At 58.3% G+C, this 14,441-nt stretch carries 24 protein-coding genes; 5 read left to right on the top strand and 19 right to left on the bottom strand.

Features of this window, described 5'->3' with window-relative positions; genetic code table 11:
- Nucleotides 1-167: 167 nt before the first annotated feature.
- From INF37_RS01955 to INF37_RS01870, 18 genes are all read right to left on the bottom strand, one after another.
- Nucleotides 168-437, bottom strand: coding sequence for a hypothetical protein (locus tag INF37_RS01955; protein ID WP_193536063.1), 270 nt, complete (start codon nucleotides 435-437; stop codon nucleotides 168-170).
- Between the two features lie 137 nt (nucleotides 438-574).
- Nucleotides 575-832: a hypothetical protein gene (locus tag INF37_RS01950; protein WP_193536061.1), complete on the bottom strand. Its 258-nt coding sequence runs from the start codon at nucleotides 830-832 to the stop codon at nucleotides 575-577.
- A gap of 17 nt (nucleotides 833-849) precedes the next feature.
- Nucleotides 850-2,604 carry a PcfJ domain-containing protein gene (locus INF37_RS01945; RefSeq protein ID WP_193536059.1) on the bottom strand — a complete coding sequence of 585 codons (1,755 nt, stop codon included), beginning with the start codon at nucleotides 2,602-2,604 and terminating at the stop codon, nucleotides 850-852.
- A 5-nt stretch (nucleotides 2,605-2,609) separates the two neighbouring features.
- Nucleotides 2,610-2,942 (bottom strand): hypothetical protein, encoded by a 333-nt coding sequence (locus INF37_RS01940; protein ID WP_193536057.1) that lies wholly within the window; start codon nucleotides 2,940-2,942, stop codon nucleotides 2,610-2,612.
- The gene (locus tag INF37_RS01935) at nucleotides 2,939-3,892 is read right to left on the bottom strand and encodes a DUF3102 domain-containing protein (RefSeq protein WP_193536055.1); all 954 of its coding nucleotides are present in this window, start codon (nucleotides 3,890-3,892) and stop codon (nucleotides 2,939-2,941) included. The genes INF37_RS01940 and INF37_RS01935 overlap by 4 nt, the downstream gene beginning before the upstream one ends.
- Nucleotides 3,879-4,664, bottom strand: coding sequence for a ParA family protein (locus INF37_RS01930; RefSeq protein ID WP_193536053.1), 786 nt, complete (start codon nucleotides 4,662-4,664; stop codon nucleotides 3,879-3,881). The genes INF37_RS01935 and INF37_RS01930 overlap by 14 nt, the downstream gene beginning before the upstream one ends.
- Before the next feature lie 14 nt (nucleotides 4,665-4,678).
- Entirely contained in the window at nucleotides 4,679-4,882 is a 204-nt protein-coding gene (locus tag INF37_RS01925; protein WP_193536051.1) for a hypothetical protein, read from the bottom strand.
- Nucleotides 4,869-5,030 carry a hypothetical protein gene (locus INF37_RS01920; RefSeq protein ID WP_193536049.1) on the bottom strand — a complete coding sequence of 54 codons (162 nt, stop codon included), beginning with the start codon at nucleotides 5,028-5,030 and terminating at the stop codon, nucleotides 4,869-4,871. Before INF37_RS01920 ends, INF37_RS01925 begins: the two co-directional genes overlap by 14 nt.
- Nucleotides 5,012-6,349 carry a replicative DNA helicase gene (locus INF37_RS01915; protein ID WP_193536047.1) on the bottom strand — a complete coding sequence of 446 codons (1,338 nt, stop codon included), beginning with the start codon at nucleotides 6,347-6,349 and terminating at the stop codon, nucleotides 5,012-5,014. Before INF37_RS01915 ends, INF37_RS01920 begins: the two co-directional genes overlap by 19 nt.
- Complete coding sequence (locus INF37_RS01910) at nucleotides 6,339-7,133, bottom strand: helix-turn-helix domain-containing protein (RefSeq protein ID WP_193536046.1); 795 nt, start codon at nucleotides 7,131-7,133, stop codon at nucleotides 6,339-6,341. Before INF37_RS01910 ends, INF37_RS01915 begins: the two co-directional genes overlap by 11 nt.
- 40 nt (nucleotides 7,134-7,173) lie before the next feature.
- Nucleotides 7,174-7,383, bottom strand: a complete 210-nt coding sequence (locus tag INF37_RS01905) for a hypothetical protein (RefSeq protein ID WP_193536044.1) — start codon at nucleotides 7,381-7,383, stop codon at nucleotides 7,174-7,176.
- 6 nt (nucleotides 7,384-7,389) lie between these two features.
- Nucleotides 7,390-7,608 (bottom strand): hypothetical protein, encoded by a 219-nt coding sequence (locus INF37_RS01900; protein WP_193536042.1) that lies wholly within the window; start codon nucleotides 7,606-7,608, stop codon nucleotides 7,390-7,392.
- The gene (locus INF37_RS01895; RefSeq protein WP_193536040.1) at nucleotides 7,599-7,862 is read right to left on the bottom strand and encodes a hypothetical protein; all 264 of its coding nucleotides are present in this window, start codon (nucleotides 7,860-7,862) and stop codon (nucleotides 7,599-7,601) included. The genes INF37_RS01900 and INF37_RS01895 overlap by 10 nt, the downstream gene beginning before the upstream one ends.
- Nucleotides 7,862-8,314, bottom strand: a complete 453-nt coding sequence (locus INF37_RS01890; protein ID WP_193536038.1) for a helix-turn-helix transcriptional regulator — start codon at nucleotides 8,312-8,314, stop codon at nucleotides 7,862-7,864. Before INF37_RS01890 ends, INF37_RS01895 begins: the two co-directional genes overlap by 1 nt.
- A 37-nt stretch (nucleotides 8,315-8,351) precedes the next feature.
- The gene (locus INF37_RS01885; RefSeq protein ID WP_193536036.1) at nucleotides 8,352-8,540 is read right to left on the bottom strand and encodes a hypothetical protein; all 189 of its coding nucleotides are present in this window, start codon (nucleotides 8,538-8,540) and stop codon (nucleotides 8,352-8,354) included.
- Between the two features lie 271 nt (nucleotides 8,541-8,811).
- Nucleotides 8,812-8,988 (bottom strand): hypothetical protein, encoded by a 177-nt coding sequence (locus tag INF37_RS01880; RefSeq protein WP_193536034.1) that lies wholly within the window; start codon nucleotides 8,986-8,988, stop codon nucleotides 8,812-8,814.
- A 17-nt stretch (nucleotides 8,989-9,005) separates the two neighbouring features.
- Nucleotides 9,006-9,212, bottom strand: coding sequence for a helix-turn-helix transcriptional regulator (locus INF37_RS01875; protein WP_193536032.1), 207 nt, complete (start codon nucleotides 9,210-9,212; stop codon nucleotides 9,006-9,008).
- Between the two features lie 85 nt (nucleotides 9,213-9,297).
- Nucleotides 9,298-9,489 (bottom strand): hypothetical protein, encoded by a 192-nt coding sequence (locus INF37_RS01870; protein ID WP_193536030.1) that lies wholly within the window; start codon nucleotides 9,487-9,489, stop codon nucleotides 9,298-9,300.
- Between the two features lie 173 nt (nucleotides 9,490-9,662).
- Here INF37_RS01870 and INF37_RS01865 point away from each other — a divergent pair, with 173 nt between their 5' ends.
- The 5 genes from INF37_RS01865 (at nucleotide 9,663) to INF37_RS01845 (ending at nucleotide 13,301) form a co-directional block, all read left to right on the top strand.
- Nucleotides 9,663-9,992, top strand: coding sequence for a helix-turn-helix domain-containing protein (locus tag INF37_RS01865; protein ID WP_193536028.1), 330 nt, complete (start codon nucleotides 9,663-9,665; stop codon nucleotides 9,990-9,992).
- 192 nt (nucleotides 9,993-10,184) lie between these two features.
- Nucleotides 10,185-11,144 (top strand): exonuclease domain-containing protein, encoded by a 960-nt coding sequence (locus INF37_RS01860; protein ID WP_193536026.1) that lies wholly within the window; start codon nucleotides 10,185-10,187, stop codon nucleotides 11,142-11,144.
- Nucleotides 11,145-11,147: 3 nt separating this feature from the next.
- The gene (locus INF37_RS01855; protein ID WP_193536024.1) at nucleotides 11,148-11,675 is read left to right on the top strand and encodes a hypothetical protein; all 528 of its coding nucleotides are present in this window, start codon (nucleotides 11,148-11,150) and stop codon (nucleotides 11,673-11,675) included.
- 89 nt (nucleotides 11,676-11,764) lie between these two features.
- On the top strand, nucleotides 11,765-12,826 hold the full coding sequence (locus INF37_RS01850) for a tyrosine-type recombinase/integrase (protein WP_193536022.1): 1,062 nt from the start codon (nucleotides 11,765-11,767) through the stop codon (nucleotides 12,824-12,826).
- Nucleotides 12,827-13,085: 259 nt separating this feature from the next.
- Nucleotides 13,086-13,301, top strand: a complete 216-nt coding sequence (locus INF37_RS01845) for a hypothetical protein (RefSeq protein ID WP_101692240.1) — start codon at nucleotides 13,086-13,088, stop codon at nucleotides 13,299-13,301.
- 207 nt (nucleotides 13,302-13,508) lie between these two features.
- Here the strand turns inward: INF37_RS01845 and INF37_RS01840 are convergent, their stop codons facing one another.
- Nucleotides 13,509-14,438, bottom strand: coding sequence for an ABC transporter permease (locus tag INF37_RS01840; RefSeq protein ID WP_193536020.1), 930 nt, complete (start codon nucleotides 14,436-14,438; stop codon nucleotides 13,509-13,511).
- Nucleotides 14,439-14,441 lie beyond the last annotated feature (3 nt).

Genomic DNA, 14,441 nt, shown 5'->3' with positions numbered 1-14,441 from the left:
AAATTTTACACGGCTTTTCCCACGCTTCTCGGTCGATGTGGGGTGGAGGGTAGGCGTAGGCAATCCACCCCAACTTATGGATCCCGCCTTTTCCTTCCGGATCTGGATATGTAAGTCCATACAAACCAGGGTCTCTATCCGAAAAGCGGATGCGGCGCATATTCTTTTTACTCATACCCCAGCTCTGCCTCCAGTCTTGCGGACAACTCCCGGATCTGCGCAGCTTCTTCCTCACTGTCCGGGATGAGGCGCAGCCCCATGCGCATCGCGGCCTCCGCTGTGTTCGCATTCGCATACGCCCTTATCCCAAACCGGGCGGCCGGGCAGCCAGTCGGTGAGCACTCTTCACAGGAGTCGTCCCCTTCCCCGCAAAACGAGCAAAATGCCGCAACCACGTCCGTCTCATACTCGCCGCTTTCCAGATACTGATATCTCATATAAACCTCCCTCCGTGTCCAACTTGGACACATTGCTCCGGCCCTCTGCCGGACGCCGCCGGAAGGGCGGCGCCCGGAGGTCAAAGAGAGGTCCGGGCGGAGCGCGCACCCCGCCCGGCAGAAGGCCGGAGCCGTTCTTATTCCAGCCTCTCAAACCGGCGGAGCATCTGTCCCGCCCACGCCGGCGGCGGTTCCCTTTCCGGCCTGGGCTCCCGCTTCTGTTCTAGTCGGCGGATGGCCCAGCGGAGGCAGCGCACCTCCCGCTCCGCCTCCTCCAGTGCCTGGACAGCAGAGCGCACCAGGGTCGGACGAATGGAGATATGGCTGCTCTGTTTTCCAGCGAACGGCCTGAGCTGCCCGATCAGCGCCAGGCGGTCGATCTTCTCCTTCTCCACGGCTATACCTCCATTTCTTATGCAGTCCATGAGGTGACAACTTCCACTACCGGCCGCCCAGTCTTGTCCCGTGGAGCTCCCGCTCGTACCCAGCTCAGCCACAGTTCCTCGAAGGCCAGCACCTCCGGCGTGCGCGGGCCATTGCGCATCCCTCGGTTCTGCCGCACGGTCAACCCCTGTTCGTCCAGTTCCAGGGTGAAGTAGGACTCCCGTGGTGCGGTCTTTTTCCGAATAAAGAAGATGGCAGTTTCCCCGTTGGCATGCTTCTTTCCATAAGTGCCGACGCAATGGTGGAGAGCGTTCCCCTCGTCTGTAAGCTCCTTCTGGCTCCCCGCCGGGCGAATCAGCAAGCCGTCCGCGGCAAAGACATACTTGCGCAACACCATCCGGCGCACCCGGAATTTCGCCGCCAGGCCCTTCTCCTCCCGCTGGGCCGCCTGGGCAGCGGCCTCGTCGTGGGCGGCAAACAGGTCGTGCGGGAAGCGCACCCGCTCATTGGTGAGGTCCCACCCCAGCCGCTGGGCCATGTCCCAGTAGTCAGTGAGGATCTGCACGTCCGGAACGGCGGCATACGCTGGCGGGTCCTCGTCCTCCGGCTCCGGGACATATCCGGTCTCCGCCAGCTCGCACTGCCCGAGCAGATACCGGATGCTTTTGGCCACCGGCCCGCGCCCCACCAGCTGGCCCACATGCTCATCTCCCAGTCGGAAGGCGTTCACCATGTCTTCCCCGGTCAAGAGCTCCCCGGCCGCCTTGCTGTACCGGAATAGGTCCCAGAAGAGCCTCCCCCAGTCCTGTTCCCGGGCCAGGCGTAGCTCCTCCCGGTTGAGATGAAGCATCCGGGCAGGTTTGGTCTGGCTCCAGTCCAGCTCGTGGACTTCGATATCCCCCTGTTTATTCTGCTCCAGGCGGCACTTGGTGTAGATGAGATCGTCCAGCACCCGGGGCAGGCCGTGGATCAGCGCCGCCTCCGCGTTTGGATGGGCCTGGCAGAGCCGGAGCCATTCCACCGGGAAGTGATATGCCCCCGGCCGGTGCTCCATGTACACGTCCAGCTTACAGTGTGGCAGGCTGCTCTCTTCCAGAAGTTCCTCGGTGAGGCCGAAGATGTGTTCCTCATTCCCCCAGCGGTCGGTCCAGTTCCTTGGCTGCCGCCAGGCGCGGGTGTACTGGATGAAGTACCCAGCCGTGCCGCTGTATGCATTGGCCCAGCCCATGAGCTGGGCGCAGTCCCGGGCGGAGAACACATAGGCCTCCGCCGGGATGGCCTCCAGGCGCTCCCCTCCGCCGTAGAACACCCGGCGTTGGAGTACCCAGCCCGTCAGGACTAGGAGCCGCTCATTTCCCACCACAGCGGCGCTCATGGCGCGGCTCTCAGCGGGCACGAAATAGCCTCTTCCCTTCAGGCCCGCCCTCCGGCGGATTTGCACAGGGCAGCCGCAGCTTGGGCACAGGATGCTGTCTCCGTCCTCGTAGACCGTTCCGCCCTCTACCTCGGTGTAGCTCTCCGGCAGGACAAATCCGTATCCCCGCTGGCCCTTGCCGTAGTGGTATCGGTCCTCATAGCCGCAGCAGGAACACTGCACCCGCACCATCTTCCGCTTTTTGGCTCTTGCCCACTCGTCCAGCAAGAAGTCCAGTCCGTAGTCCTCCACCCACTCCACTTCGTAGAGAAAGCCGTGGGTGTCCAGCTCTCCCTCCAGCGCCGCGGCCGCCCAGGTGAGAAAACCCTCCGGCAGTTTCCGCGGCACCAGCTCACGCACATCCTCCATGGCGATCACCCTAGGAAGTCGGCCAGATCCAGGGCCAGAGGGCCGGGCGCGGTAGCCTCACCACGCCGGGGCAGGCCGTAAAACTCCCGGAGGATGCGGTCCGAGTCCACCGGATTCACGCAGGCGAATCCACCGCTCTTGTGTTGGTCCGCGAAGGCCTTGATCTTCTTCTCCGCCTCCACGATGGACATGGCCTCTACCTCCAGGTCCTGGTCCAGGAGCTCGGCGCACGCTGGCTCCGCCCGGCACAGGTCCATCAGCTGCTCCGCAACCATCCACTGGGGCGAGCCCTCTTTCACTTTTGCCTGCTGGGCCTTCAGCTTCTCAATGGCACTCATTCCACACACCTCCCAATGGCTTCCGCCAGGGCTTTCAGGGCCTTTTCCGCACCCTGAGCGGAGGCATGGTCCTCCCGGGCCCGCAGCTTCAGCAGGATGCCCCGCATTTTGTTGGCATTCTCCTGGGCCTGCTGGAAGAGGACCTTGAAGGCAGCCATGTCCTCATCGGCGGCCATCGCGGCGTTTTTCCGGGCTCGCTCCGCGTCCTGGAGCTGGGTCTGGACCTTGTCCAACTTGGCCTCGGCCTCCTGCTGCCGGTACTTGGCTCTTGCGGCGGCCTCCTTGGCCTTATCCAGTTTGGCCTGCATCTCGCCGCGCACCTCGTCTTTGGCCTTGTTGATGGCCTCCTGGTCCACCACCGTCTCCACGGCCACCTCCACCGGCCGGGCTTTCAGCTCGTCCAACTCTTCGGTGAGCTTCTCCAGGCGCTGATAGGCGTCCGACCGGTCCTCCAGTACGTCGTGCAGCGTCTCCTGGAGTTTTTGGGCGGACTGCTGGGCCTCGCTCCGCTCCTGCTCAGCCTGTTGGGCGTGGGCCCTGGCTTCGTCCCGCTCCTTGATAGCAGCCTCCAGCTGGCGAGTGGTCATGTCGATAACGTTGTGGTCGGCCACGAACTGCTCCCGCTCATCCGCAGGCAAGGCCAACAGCTTCAACGCCTTGGTGGCACCCAAATCCGCAATCGCTTGCGGATTTGAGAACTCCCGGGCCAGACGCATGAAATTCTGTGCGGTTTTCTCAGAATATCCTACCTTCTCAGCTAGCCACGGAAGCCACTCACCATGGCGCAGCATATCCTTTGCCTCGATGAGACACCGGCCAATGGTGAGGACCGCTTCCCCACCCTTACGCTGCGCCTCCAAGATGTCCCCGGTGACGGCCTCGATGGTCCGCTCCTCTGCGGGTTGGGCCATGGTCTGGGCGATCAGGCGCCCCAAATCAGGCTTCCCCATGCCGGATGTCCTCCTTTTCCGCCAGCTCCGACGCCAACGCCCGGTAGTCCCTGGCTGCCGAGCAGAAGGGGCTCCAGGCCTGGACAGCCATCCTGGCCCAGGAGCTCTCCGGCACTTTGTCTGTGCGCCGGATGACGGTATCATAGACGGGGATGTGCCCCTCCTTGCGGAGGTACTCTACAGATCCCTCCACCACAGGGCTCCGGTGCCATTGGTTGACTAGCACACCGGAAACGCGCAGGTCTGGCCGGAGTGATCGGAGGCTCGCGATCTGGTCCACCAGATCCCCCACGCCGGTGGCGGAGCAGGCATCACTGAGCACCGGGACGATGATGCCGTCGCTGGCCAGGATGGCGGACACGCAGGATGCCCCCAGGTTGGGCGGGCAGTCCATCACCATCACGTCGTAGGCGTCGTCCTCCTCCAGAGCCTCCCTCATATCCCGGATGGCCCGGTAACAGCGGCCCCGGTCCCCGCCGGCGGCCTCGATGTCCAGGGCCCATAAGTCCTCAGATGCGGGAAGCACGTCCAGGCCATCTACATCGGTGTGCTCCACCAGATCGGCGTAGCAGCAGGCCCAGCCCCGCAGCAGGGCCCCCAGCCCGGCATATTCCCCCCGGGGGAGCAGGATCTGGGTGGCGTTGGCCTGACCGTCGCAGTCCACAAGCAGCACCCTCAGGCGGCAGCTAGTGGCCAGCACGTAGGCCAGATTGACGGCGGTGGTGGTCTTGCCCACCCCTCCCTTTCGGTTCACAATGGCAAATGCTTTCACGCTGCATCGTCCTTTCATCGATATTCGTCGAACTTGAAGCTCTCCCGGATAGTGGCCCAGTCCACGCTGGCCTCCACCGTGAAGTACCGGTGGGCCTCGTTGATGTACACGATCCGCCCGGTCACCATCCGGGGGATGCAGGGCATTGGGCCCTTGGTCTTCCCCACCTCGCCCGTGAAGGCGTGGGGGGTGAAGCGGTATTTCTCACCGAGGTGCATGATCTCTCTCCTCTCTCAGGGCGGCCAGCGCCTGGCGCAGGGCGGCCGCCACCTCCTCGTGTTCGCCCCGGCGGTCCGGGTCGGCCAGTGCCATGGCTTCGTGGCGGAGGATCTCCGCCTCCAGAAGCGTCAGTTCCCTGCTGCACATTCCGCCCTCCATGCCCGTCTCGGGTCGTTGCTCACCGGGTTGATCTTGCTCAGGGCCAGACAGGCCGCCATCTCGCACTTCCCGGTGCTGCCGTGGCGGTTCTTGGCCACGATGACCTCCAGGGGAGAGGGATCGAAGCCGCTGGGCTTCTTCTCGGCGTAGTAGTCCTCCCGGTAGAGGAAGATCACCCCGTCCGCGTCCTGCTCGATGGCCCCCGTGTCCCGCAGGTGGGCGAGCTGGGGGACCTTGTCGCTCTGCCCCTCGGTCTGGCGGTTGAGCTGGCAGAGGACCAGCACCGGGATGCGCAGGGTCCGGGCCAGGGTCTTGAGGGCGCCGGAGATCTCGGTCATGTACTCGATGCGGTTCTTGCGCTGGGCCCCCTGTCCGGGGGTGATCTTGCCGATGTAGTCCACCACCAGGAGCTTGACCCCCTTGACCTTCCGGGCCAGGAGGGCGATGTCGTCCACCGTCACCGCGGGGCGCTGGCTGATATGCACCGGCAGTCGGCTGAGCTTGGAGCTGGCCTCGGCCAGTCTCCGCCCCTCCGGCTCGGTGAGCTTGTCCATCAGGAGACGGTGGCCCGGGATGCCGGAGAGGCGGCTCAGGCGCTTGGCCATGAGCTGCTCCTCGTCCATCTCCAGGGAGACAAAGAGGACCGGGCCGGTCCGCTCGGCCACCCGGTCGGCGATGTTGAGGGCCACGGTGGTCTTGCCCATGCCGGGACGGGCCGCCAGAATGTACATACCGCTGGATAACATCCCGCCCCCCAGCAGGATGTCGATGTCCCGGAAGCCGGTGGGCACGAAGCCGCTAGCCGTGCCCTCCTCCACCCGCTGCCGGTGGGCAAAGAAGGCCAGGAGGGCGTCGTTGGGGGCCAGCAGGTCCCCGGTCACCCCCTCGGTCTGGAGGCCCTCGATGCGCCGCCCGGCGTCGGCCAGAAGGGCAGCCGTCTCGTCGTGCTCATCTGCCCGCCGTTGGAGCTCCTCCCCCAGGCTCCGGATGGCCCGGCGCACCGACTGCTCCCGCACCTGCCGGGCGTAGACCTCCACGTTGGCAGCGGTGGGCGTGATCTCCAGGAGCTGCATCAGGTACTCGCTGCTCACGTCCGCGTGCTGGCTGCGGACCTCCTCCAGGATGGTCACCAGATCCACCGGCTTGTCCTCCCGGGCCAGCTTGACCGCCGCCCGGTAGATCTGCCGGTCCGACTCCAGAGCGAAGTCCTCCGCCCGGAGCAGCTCCTCCACCACCGGCAGGCACCGGCCATCCAGCAGGATGGAGCCGATCACGGCCTGCTCGGCCTCCACGCCGTTAGTCATCATAGACCACCACCTCCTCCCCGTCGATCACGGCCATGTGGTACTTTCGCGGCTGCGGAGCCTCCGGCTGGGCGTTGTCCGGCCCGCGCTCCTCGTCCTCCCACCGGCGGCCGTTGAGCCAGGTGGATGCGTAGGGGATGCCCACCCCCTGCTGCCAGTCCTCCCGTTTCTTTTGGCGGACCAGCGCGGCGGCCATGGTGTCGATCAGGCTGTCCTCTGCCCGTAGCTTGTCCCAGGCCCGGATGGCCGCCTGTTTGTTCTCCCCTCTCGGGTAGAACTCCCAGAACTTAGCGAATCGCTCTGGTTTCCAGTCCGGCTCCGGTTTGTAGGTCCGCCCTTTTCGCTTCCCCGGCGCGCCGTCCCCCTCTTGGGGGACTATAGGGGGTATATATTCTATTCTTGTATTATTCTCCCCGACATTTTTGTCGGGAGGGGTCCCGTTATTTTTGTCAGGAGGGGTCCTGACATTTTTGTCGGGAGGGTCAGGCAAAGCCGCCGTATCGTAGACTGGGTAGATCCGCCGCTCTATGACCTCGTTTTCTGCGCTCCGGATCACGTCGATCCGGACATATCCGCCCTTGGCCAGATCGGACAGCAGGCGGGTAATGCTCCGCTCGGACAAGCCGAAGAGCTCGCAGAAATAGGCGTTCTGGGCGTGGCAGTACCCCTTGCGGTTGGAGAGGGCTGTGATCTCCCCGTAGAGCAGCTTTGCATTGGCTGGAAGATCCCGGTCATAGCGTACGCTGGCCGGGATCAAAGCCCAGTAGGCCGGTTTTATCTCAGGCACAAAAACACCCCCTTGTCTTTTTGGATTGAACATGCTATAATCAAAATGCTTTCACGTTAGACTCCGCTTGTTGCTTCGGCAGCAGCGGGGTCTTTCTTTTTTTGCGTGTGGCGGCCAGCCAGTTGAGCGCAGATCCGGACATACGCAGCAGAAGGACTACGAAAAAAACAATCACACAGCGCGCCGGGCCAATACTGTCCGCGGCCATTGCCACGGCCAAGAGGCCAAAAAACACGATTCCGTCATGCATTCTGTATCACCTCCCTTTTGATACAGCCTCACGGAAGGCGCTCAGGGCACCCATCCGCTCCCGCAGTCGCTCCTCGGCGTGGCCCAGGCAGGCCCTCTGGACCTCCGGGTCCACCTCCAGGTCATCACGGCTCCAGAACTCCACGTTTCCCTCCGCGTCACAGACGGCGGCATGGAGCGCCGTGACGATGGCCGCCACAGCCTCTTTGTTCAGTGTCAGACGCATGATCTCACCTCCCCTTGCTTTGAAAGACCGGAGGCCATCATGATCCGCCGGAGCTTCACCGTGTCCAGGTTGACCGGCTCCCCATTGAGCAGCTTCCGCAGCGTCCTGGGGTTGAGTTCCAGATATTCCGCCAGCTTTCCGGCGGTGAGACGGTGGACAGCCTGATAGATCCGCAGGCCGTCGGCCAGCTGGTCCAGATAGCGCTGATCGGCCGCCTTCTCTCTCTGCTCATTAGTCAGATATACCCGTGGCATTACGCTTCACCGCCTTTTGCTATCTTGACCGCGAGTGCGGCCTGGACAATCTCATCCAGATCATTCTGGATCTCCTCAAATTCCGGGCGTTCCTCCGGGGATACCACGTTGTCCTCAGCGATGAGCATCAGCCTCCGGTCCGCGTGCGAGTCAGCAAATGCAAACACCCGGCTCGCCAGCATGGAGCTCGCCCGCAGTAAAGAATACTGTGGAACCGAAGGGATGACCGCACGGTAGAGATCGTTGGTCTCCTCCAGATGGAGCATGAGCAGATAGGGGGCGTCATAGATCGTAGCCATGAGCTTTACGATGTCAGTGTTTGGGATGCGCAGGCCCGTCTCATAGGCCCGCATACTCTCCACGCTGATGCCCAGCCGCTCGGCAGCCGATTCCTGAGTGTATCCCTTCGCTTTCCGTGCATTTTTGTAAATGTTCCGGCAGATCTCCGGCATGGTTTTCACTCCTTCTTTGGTGTAGGATTAAGGCAGATCAGACAGCCGCCGGCCACAGCTCCTCTGTGGAAAGCTGGTCGATCCGGCCGGACTGACGGCAGATCAGCACGTAGTCCTCTCCGCTCCGCAGGCGCAGCCGCATGGCGTTGCGGGTGATGAGCTCGGCGCATTCCTCCATTGACGACGGGACGCCGTACTCCTCATCCAATTTCCAGTACTGCTTCAATTTTCTCGCCTCCTCTCAACTTGCGTCCTGTCCTGGCAGGGTGCGCCCTTGTCTCCCCATCCGCCTTCGTGGTAGTATTTAGGCGGAGAAAGGGGGTGAATGATATGTTTTGTCCGTTCATTAACGGCGAATGTCGAAACGATTGTGCGTTTCATCATGTTCCACGGGCCACGAACGGAGGTATGAGCAGCTCCGTCTGCCAGTGTATCCTCGCAATCGTTGCAGATCAGCTTGACTACTATACGTCATTGAAGATCGACGAAGCGGAGACTCAGAACTCGTAGTCCAGTCCCTCTACGAACTGCACGGTCGAGGTGCCATCAATCGTTCTGGCAACACGATTCAGAACGGCTTTGGCTTCCCTTACCGTGCAGTTCTCCTTTTCCAGCAACTGTATGATTTTATTAGTCAGCTCCGTCTGCTGCTTATAATCTTTGTCTGTGAGCATTACACTCTCACCTCCTTTCAGCTTGCGTCCTGCCCAGGCGGGGTGCGCCCGCAGAGGGCGTCAAGGGAGACGCCGTACAGGTCAGCCAGGGCCAGCAGGGAATCAAGCCCGGGCTGACGGGCCCCGCTTTCCCACATGCAGACGGCGGCTCTGGTAACGTGTGCAGCCTGGGCCACCTGCGATAGTGTCAGGCCGCGCGCCTCCCGCAGTTCTTTGAGCTTCACTTGTTTCCCTCCTTCCCGGTTGCCCTTTCCCGGTGTTTGTGGTATCATTCACACTAGGTTAACAATGCTTTCAATACAGAGCTGATCAAAGCCCAGTTCGGTCTTTCACCCTGAAGAACTTCCGCACTGCTTTCCCGGCGCAATATTTCATTTGCTCGTCATTCGGCATCGGGAGTTCCTTCCACGCAATGTAGTAGAGGACGCTCAGCAGGGCCAGCCGATTTTTCAGCCAGCCAAACGCGCACACCGCTGTGGTCACCGCGAAGAAAATGGTCATTGGTCTCTCGCCTCCTTTCAACTTGTGGCCTGCCCGCTTGTTAACTTACGGTTAAATCATAATCGCAGTTTCTTAAACTGTCAACCCCACATAATCGCAATTTCATAAATTATAGAGATGTGACCAATTTAAGAAACTGCGATTTGTTTAAATTGCTTAAACTGGAGGCTGCTATGGACACTCTGGAAAGGATCTTTGAACTTGCAGACAAAAAATTCCCGGAGCAGCAGGCTTTCGCCTCCGCGCTTGGCGTGAAACCATCCATTGTCAGCCAGTGGAAAAATAAGATCACCAAGTCTTATGAACGAAGGTTGCCGAAAATTGCCGAAGTACTAGGCACTTCCGTAGAGTACCTTACGACCGGAGATGAAAAATCGCCCACCGACCCGGAGGCCGGTGAGCGTGAGAGGGAATTTGTGAGATTGTTCGAAAAGCTTACGGCCGAGCAGCAGGATCTTGTCCTTGCCCAGCTGCAAGGGATTGTAGCATCTCAAGATAAGTAGTCTGCTGTTCTGGCGTCAGCTTGCGAAAAGCAGCCAGCGCACGCAATAGGATCTCTAATTGGGTCATAAATAGGGCCCCTTTCCATAATTTTGTCATACTTGGTATGACTTCCCCTATTTGTTGCACATTGAGATACACGTTTCAAAAAATTCTGTGTCCAAGTTGGACACAGAAATATCAGGAGTGTTTTTATGAATCTGTACGATTTTGTGGCACTCGATTTTGAGACTGCCACACATCGATACAATAGTGCTTGTTCAATTGGAATCGCCGCAGTAAAAGGCGGGGAAATTATCGACACTTTTTATAGTCTGCTTCAGCCTCCAGGTATGGAATTTGAAAAGGATACGATCCCAATCCATGGAATTACCCCAGATATGGTAAAAGATGCTCCTACCTTAGACCAAATTTGGTTGGATATTTCAAAATTTTTTGGCCCACATCTTGTGGTCGCCCATAACGCTCGCTTTGATATGATGGTCCTAAAAAATTCTCTGGAATGGTTCCGTGCAGATGACTTTCACTATGTTGACTCTATGTCTATTGCCAAGCAGTTTGTACCTGGAAGCAAGTCGTTGGAGAATTGTGCTCATCATTTTCAAATTGATATGGGTTGCCATCATAATGCTTTGGATGATGCTATTGTTTGCGCAAAAATTCTCCAAAATTGTTTGAAGGAATCCAGCGCTGAAAACATTGGCCAGCTATGCTTTTCTCAGTCGAATGTTAAGATCCATCAGTTTTCAGAGCTGTCTGACTCAAAATCAGAATCCTATTCCCGCAGAAAAGCATCAGCACCAGCATGGACCCGCATACCCGTAGTAAAAGCATCAGATATCACACCACGCTCTGAATCATTTTGCTGCGATCATCCCCTTTATCAAAAAAGCATAGTGTTTACCGGAGAGCTATCTATCGACCGGGCTGCTGCCATGCAAATGGCCGTCGATGTAGGCGGGATTGTTAAATCATCAGTATCTAGAAAAACGGACTACCTCGTTGTAGGAACTCAAGACCTTACTCTAGTAGGTGAAGACGGAATGAGCTCTAAAGAGGAAAAGGCCTATGCGCTGAATCAAGCCGGAAAAGCTCATATCCAAATTATTTGTGAGCAGGATTTTATCAGCCTGGTTCACGCTGTGGAGGTTTAAATTTTGGAAGGACAGATTTCTCTGACCGATACACCAGAGACAAAAACACGGGAGTCATCTTGGCTGGAGCGCACTATGCCGGCCATGCGTACTGCTGTCGAGGACCATGGAGGCCCGTCAGACATGCTTATCCAGAGCGCCACAAAATCATATACCGCCGTGTTGTTTTGCAACTTCACAGTGTTTCGGCTCCGACTGCGCGGGAAGCAGCACAGCATCTCCGTTCCAACTCTATTCTCTGACCTGATTCCGGAGGGTGTCATCCAAAAGCAGGTAAGCTCCGAGCCGAAGTACATCCGTCTCATGATTGACGATCAACACCCGCTCGATTTCTATACGTCGTTTCTCTGCCAGATCTCAGGTGCTACGGTGGACCGTTATCCGAAAGAATGGGATTGCTGTTCCAGATATTTAGAGTGCAGCAACGCCAGAACGTGCGTTCACCCCGATAAGGCTTTCGCTATGCAATGCGGATATCGTAAGATTTTAAGCAGCGGACGTGTGTTCTTCGGCGAAAATCGAAACGTGTAATTGCTGCTTGTTAAAAAAAGAGACCGGGGCCACAGCCCCGGCTCTTTTTTAAAATATATCCAAGTTGGACACCGGAGAAAGGAGATCACATGGGGAGAAAGAAGGCGGCACCGCTGACGAATCCCACGCCGGTGATGCTGCCGTCCGGATCATGGCGATGCCAGGTGATGGTTAAGGGAGAGCGGATCAGTGTGGTGGATGAAGACCCTGAGGTAGCCCATGCCAAAGCCCTGGCTATCAAGGCCGGCCTGCTGGAGCATCAAAAATCTCCCGACAGTATGACTGTGGGAGAGGCGATCGACCGCTATATTGAGAGCAAGGATAGCGTCCTGTCTCCAGCTACCATCCGCGGCTATAAAAAGATCCGCAGCAATGATTTACAAGAGCTGATGGGGATACGACTCCCACAGCTGCGTCAGGAGCACGTCCAGCGGGCGGTCAATCGGATGGCCAGGGACAAGTCTCCCAAAAGCGTGCGCAACGCTCACGGCCTGCTCAGTGCCGCGCTTGGTCTGTATTACCCAGACCTTGTGCTGCGTACGACTATGCCTCAAAAGACACGCCATGAGATCGAGATTCCGGACATGGAGGAGATCGCGGCTTTGCTCCAGGCGTCGGCTGGGACAAAGATGGAGCTGCCGCTCCTGCTGGCCGTCTGGCTTGGTCTGCGTGAATCGGAGATCCGGGGCCTGACTTGGGACTGCGTCGAGGGAGATTATCTCCACGTCAAGCAGGCCGTCGTGGACGGTCCGGATGGTCCGGTGCGAAAAGGGACAAAAACTTACTCTGGTGACCGGCTGATCCGGCTCCCGGAGCATATCAAGCAGGTGATCGAGCAGCAACCCAGAACTGGTGAGTATATCGTGCCCCTGTCTGGTCACGCCATGTACAACCGTCTGTCCAGGTTGTCGGATAAATTAGGGTTGCCGCACCGCCGTTTCCACGATCTGCGTCATACAGCAGCATCTGTAGCTATGTCTCTGGGCGTGCCCAACACCTATACCCAGAAGCGCATGGGGCACGCCACAGATCATATGCTAAAGACCGTGTATCTCCACACGATGAAGTCAAAAGAGGACGAATACGCCGACAAAATCGACGATGCCTATTCTACACTTTTACACACAGTTTTGCACACGGACCAAAAATAAGCAAGATATAGCAATGGTTATATCGTTATTGATAAGGGGGTTCGACTCCCCCCGCCTCCACCACGTCGCCGCGGACGTCATATCGTTCGCGGCGACTTTTCCATAAAAGTCACCTCTCACTCATTTTGTCGCGGCTCCTTCCCAAATCGAACCCGCTTCGCTGGGCTTCGATTTGGCATTGGTGCATCTTCGAACATATCAGCATTTATACTGTTTCTATATTCCAAATTAGAACCAGAACCAGTATAGGGGAGGAAACATGCAAAAGGTAGTTTATATCAGCAATAGCCGTGATTATACGGAACAAAATGATATCAACGACAATAAATATCTGGTCCGTCTCAACAAATTGTTAGAAGACGGTTGGGTCATCTCACAGATGAACACACAGACGGTAGATGTGGACCCGAACTTGGATCGCTATCTTCACAAAGAGACGCTCGTGTCTTTTGTAATCCTGGAAAAGCCGGAATAACCATTGCAACCGGTTTTTGTGTATGAATCCCTCTCTTCCATATTTGTTTTCCCCGGAAAGCCTATATAACAGACTTTTCGGGGAATTTTGTTTTTCCATAACAATGCCCCCTGATACAAAAAATAAACCACATAAGGCGTGCAGTTCCTTCTTTGAACATATATGACCCCCGGAAGAAATCTTCCGGGGGTCTCATATGTTCTGCTCTTATTTCTCATAGGGCTTGGACAAAGCCGCCGGACGGGCGGAGGCCTTGCCCCGGACCAACAGCACCATGATGAGCGCCAGCACCATCGGGATCACCAGCAGCAGGCTGGTGGGGATGGGGACATTGTAAATCTGAAGGCGCATCTGGAGTGCGTTGCCCGCGCCGAAGATAAGTCCGCCGGCCAGCGCACCAAAGGGATTCCACTGGCCCAGGATCACACAGGCCACCGCCATATAGCCCCGGCCGGAGGCAATGTTATCCACAAAGCAGTTGGTAAAGCAGATGGACAGAATCACACCCGCCACAGCCGCGCAGACATTTCCCAGCACCGACATGCCATATTTCCAGCCGATGACATGGATACCCATGGTGTCGGCCGCCTTGGGATACTCGCCGATGGCCCGGATCTTCAGTCCCCAGGTGGTCTTATAGAGCACAAAGGCCAAAACAAACACCATCAGGTAGGAGACATACACCAGAAAGCTGTGCCGGAACAGGACCGGACCAATTAAGGGGATGTCGCTCAAGAGCGGAATAGGCACCTCCTGAAAGGCCGGCACGGTCAGGGGAACATCCCGGACACCCCAGATCATCCGGGCCAGCAGAGAGGTGAGACCCGCAAAGAGAATATTGATTCCGGTCCCGGTCACCGCCTGGTTGGCGCGCAGGCTGATGGTGGCCCATCCAAAGATCACGCCCAGCACCACACCGCCGAAGATGGCCAGAAGCAGTCCCATCCACGGACTCTGGAACAGATAGGAGCCCAAAACCGCCAGGAAGGCTCCCAGGAGCATGCCGCCCTCAATACCCAGATTGAAGATGCCGGCCCGCTCCAGCATGACCTCGCCCGCAGCAGCCAGAATGATGGGAGCCGCCATCCGGATCGCCGTATAGAAAAAATCCTGATTGAAAATACCCAGAAATTCCATACG

It is taken from the genome of Pseudoflavonifractor gallinarum (assembly GCF_014982855.1).
GTDB classification, from domain to species: domain Bacteria; phylum Bacillota; class Clostridia; order Oscillospirales; family Oscillospiraceae; genus Pseudoflavonifractor_A; species Pseudoflavonifractor_A gallinarum.
Note: the sequence above shows the minus strand (reverse complement) of the source record. Positions and strands in the feature narration are given on the sequence as shown.

What these genes read in the sequence shown, in the direction of transcription:
- INF37_RS01940 (WP_193536057.1), bottom strand. Translation starts at nt 2,942, where the DNA reads ATGAGTGCCATTGAGAAGCTGAAGGCCCAGCAGGCAAAAGTGAAAGAG.
- INF37_RS01880 (WP_193536034.1), bottom strand. Translation starts at nt 8,988, where the DNA reads ATGCTCACAGACAAAGATTATAAGCAGCAGACGGAGCTGACTAATAAA.
- INF37_RS01945 (WP_193536059.1), bottom strand. Translation starts at nt 2,604, where the DNA reads ATGGAGGATGTGCGTGAGCTGGTGCCGCGGAAACTGCCGGAGGGTTTT.
- INF37_RS01915 (WP_193536047.1), bottom strand. Translation starts at nt 6,349, where the DNA reads ATGATGACTAACGGCGTGGAGGCCGAGCAGGCCGTGATCGGCTCCATC.
- INF37_RS01870 (WP_193536030.1), bottom strand. Translation starts at nt 9,489, where the DNA reads ATGACCATTTTCTTCGCGGTGACCACAGCGGTGTGCGCGTTTGGCTGG.
- INF37_RS01895 (WP_193536040.1), bottom strand. Translation starts at nt 7,862, where the DNA reads ATGCCACGGGTATATCTGACTAATGAGCAGAGAGAGAAGGCGGCCGAT.
- INF37_RS01925 (WP_193536051.1), bottom strand. Translation starts at nt 4,882, where the DNA reads ATGCACCTCGGTGAGAAATACCGCTTCACCCCCCACGCCTTCACGGGC.
- INF37_RS01845 (WP_101692240.1), top strand. Translation starts at nt 13,086, where the DNA reads ATGCAAAAGGTAGTTTATATCAGCAATAGCCGTGATTATACGGAACAA.
- INF37_RS01920 (WP_193536049.1), bottom strand. Translation starts at nt 5,030, where the DNA reads ATGTGCAGCAGGGAACTGACGCTTCTGGAGGCGGAGATCCTCCGCCAC.
- INF37_RS01850 (WP_193536022.1), top strand. Translation starts at nt 11,765, where the DNA reads ATGGGGAGAAAGAAGGCGGCACCGCTGACGAATCCCACGCCGGTGATG.
- INF37_RS01905 (WP_193536044.1), bottom strand. Translation starts at nt 7,383, where the DNA reads ATGCATGACGGAATCGTGTTTTTTGGCCTCTTGGCCGTGGCAATGGCC.
- INF37_RS01840 (WP_193536020.1), bottom strand. Translation starts at nt 14,438, where the DNA reads ATGGAATTTCTGGGTATTTTCAATCAGGATTTTTTCTATACGGCGATC.
- INF37_RS01865 (WP_193536028.1), top strand. Translation starts at nt 9,663, where the DNA reads ATGGACACTCTGGAAAGGATCTTTGAACTTGCAGACAAAAAATTCCCG.
- INF37_RS01900 (WP_193536042.1), bottom strand. Translation starts at nt 7,608, where the DNA reads ATGCGTCTGACACTGAACAAAGAGGCTGTGGCGGCCATCGTCACGGCG.
- INF37_RS01890 (WP_193536038.1), bottom strand. Translation starts at nt 8,314, where the DNA reads ATGCCGGAGATCTGCCGGAACATTTACAAAAATGCACGGAAAGCGAAG.
- INF37_RS01860 (WP_193536026.1), top strand. Translation starts at nt 10,185, where the DNA reads ATGAATCTGTACGATTTTGTGGCACTCGATTTTGAGACTGCCACACAT.
- INF37_RS01955 (WP_193536063.1), bottom strand. Translation starts at nt 437, where the DNA reads ATGAGATATCAGTATCTGGAAAGCGGCGAGTATGAGACGGACGTGGTT.
- INF37_RS01935 (WP_193536055.1), bottom strand. Translation starts at nt 3,892, where the DNA reads ATGGGGAAGCCTGATTTGGGGCGCCTGATCGCCCAGACCATGGCCCAA.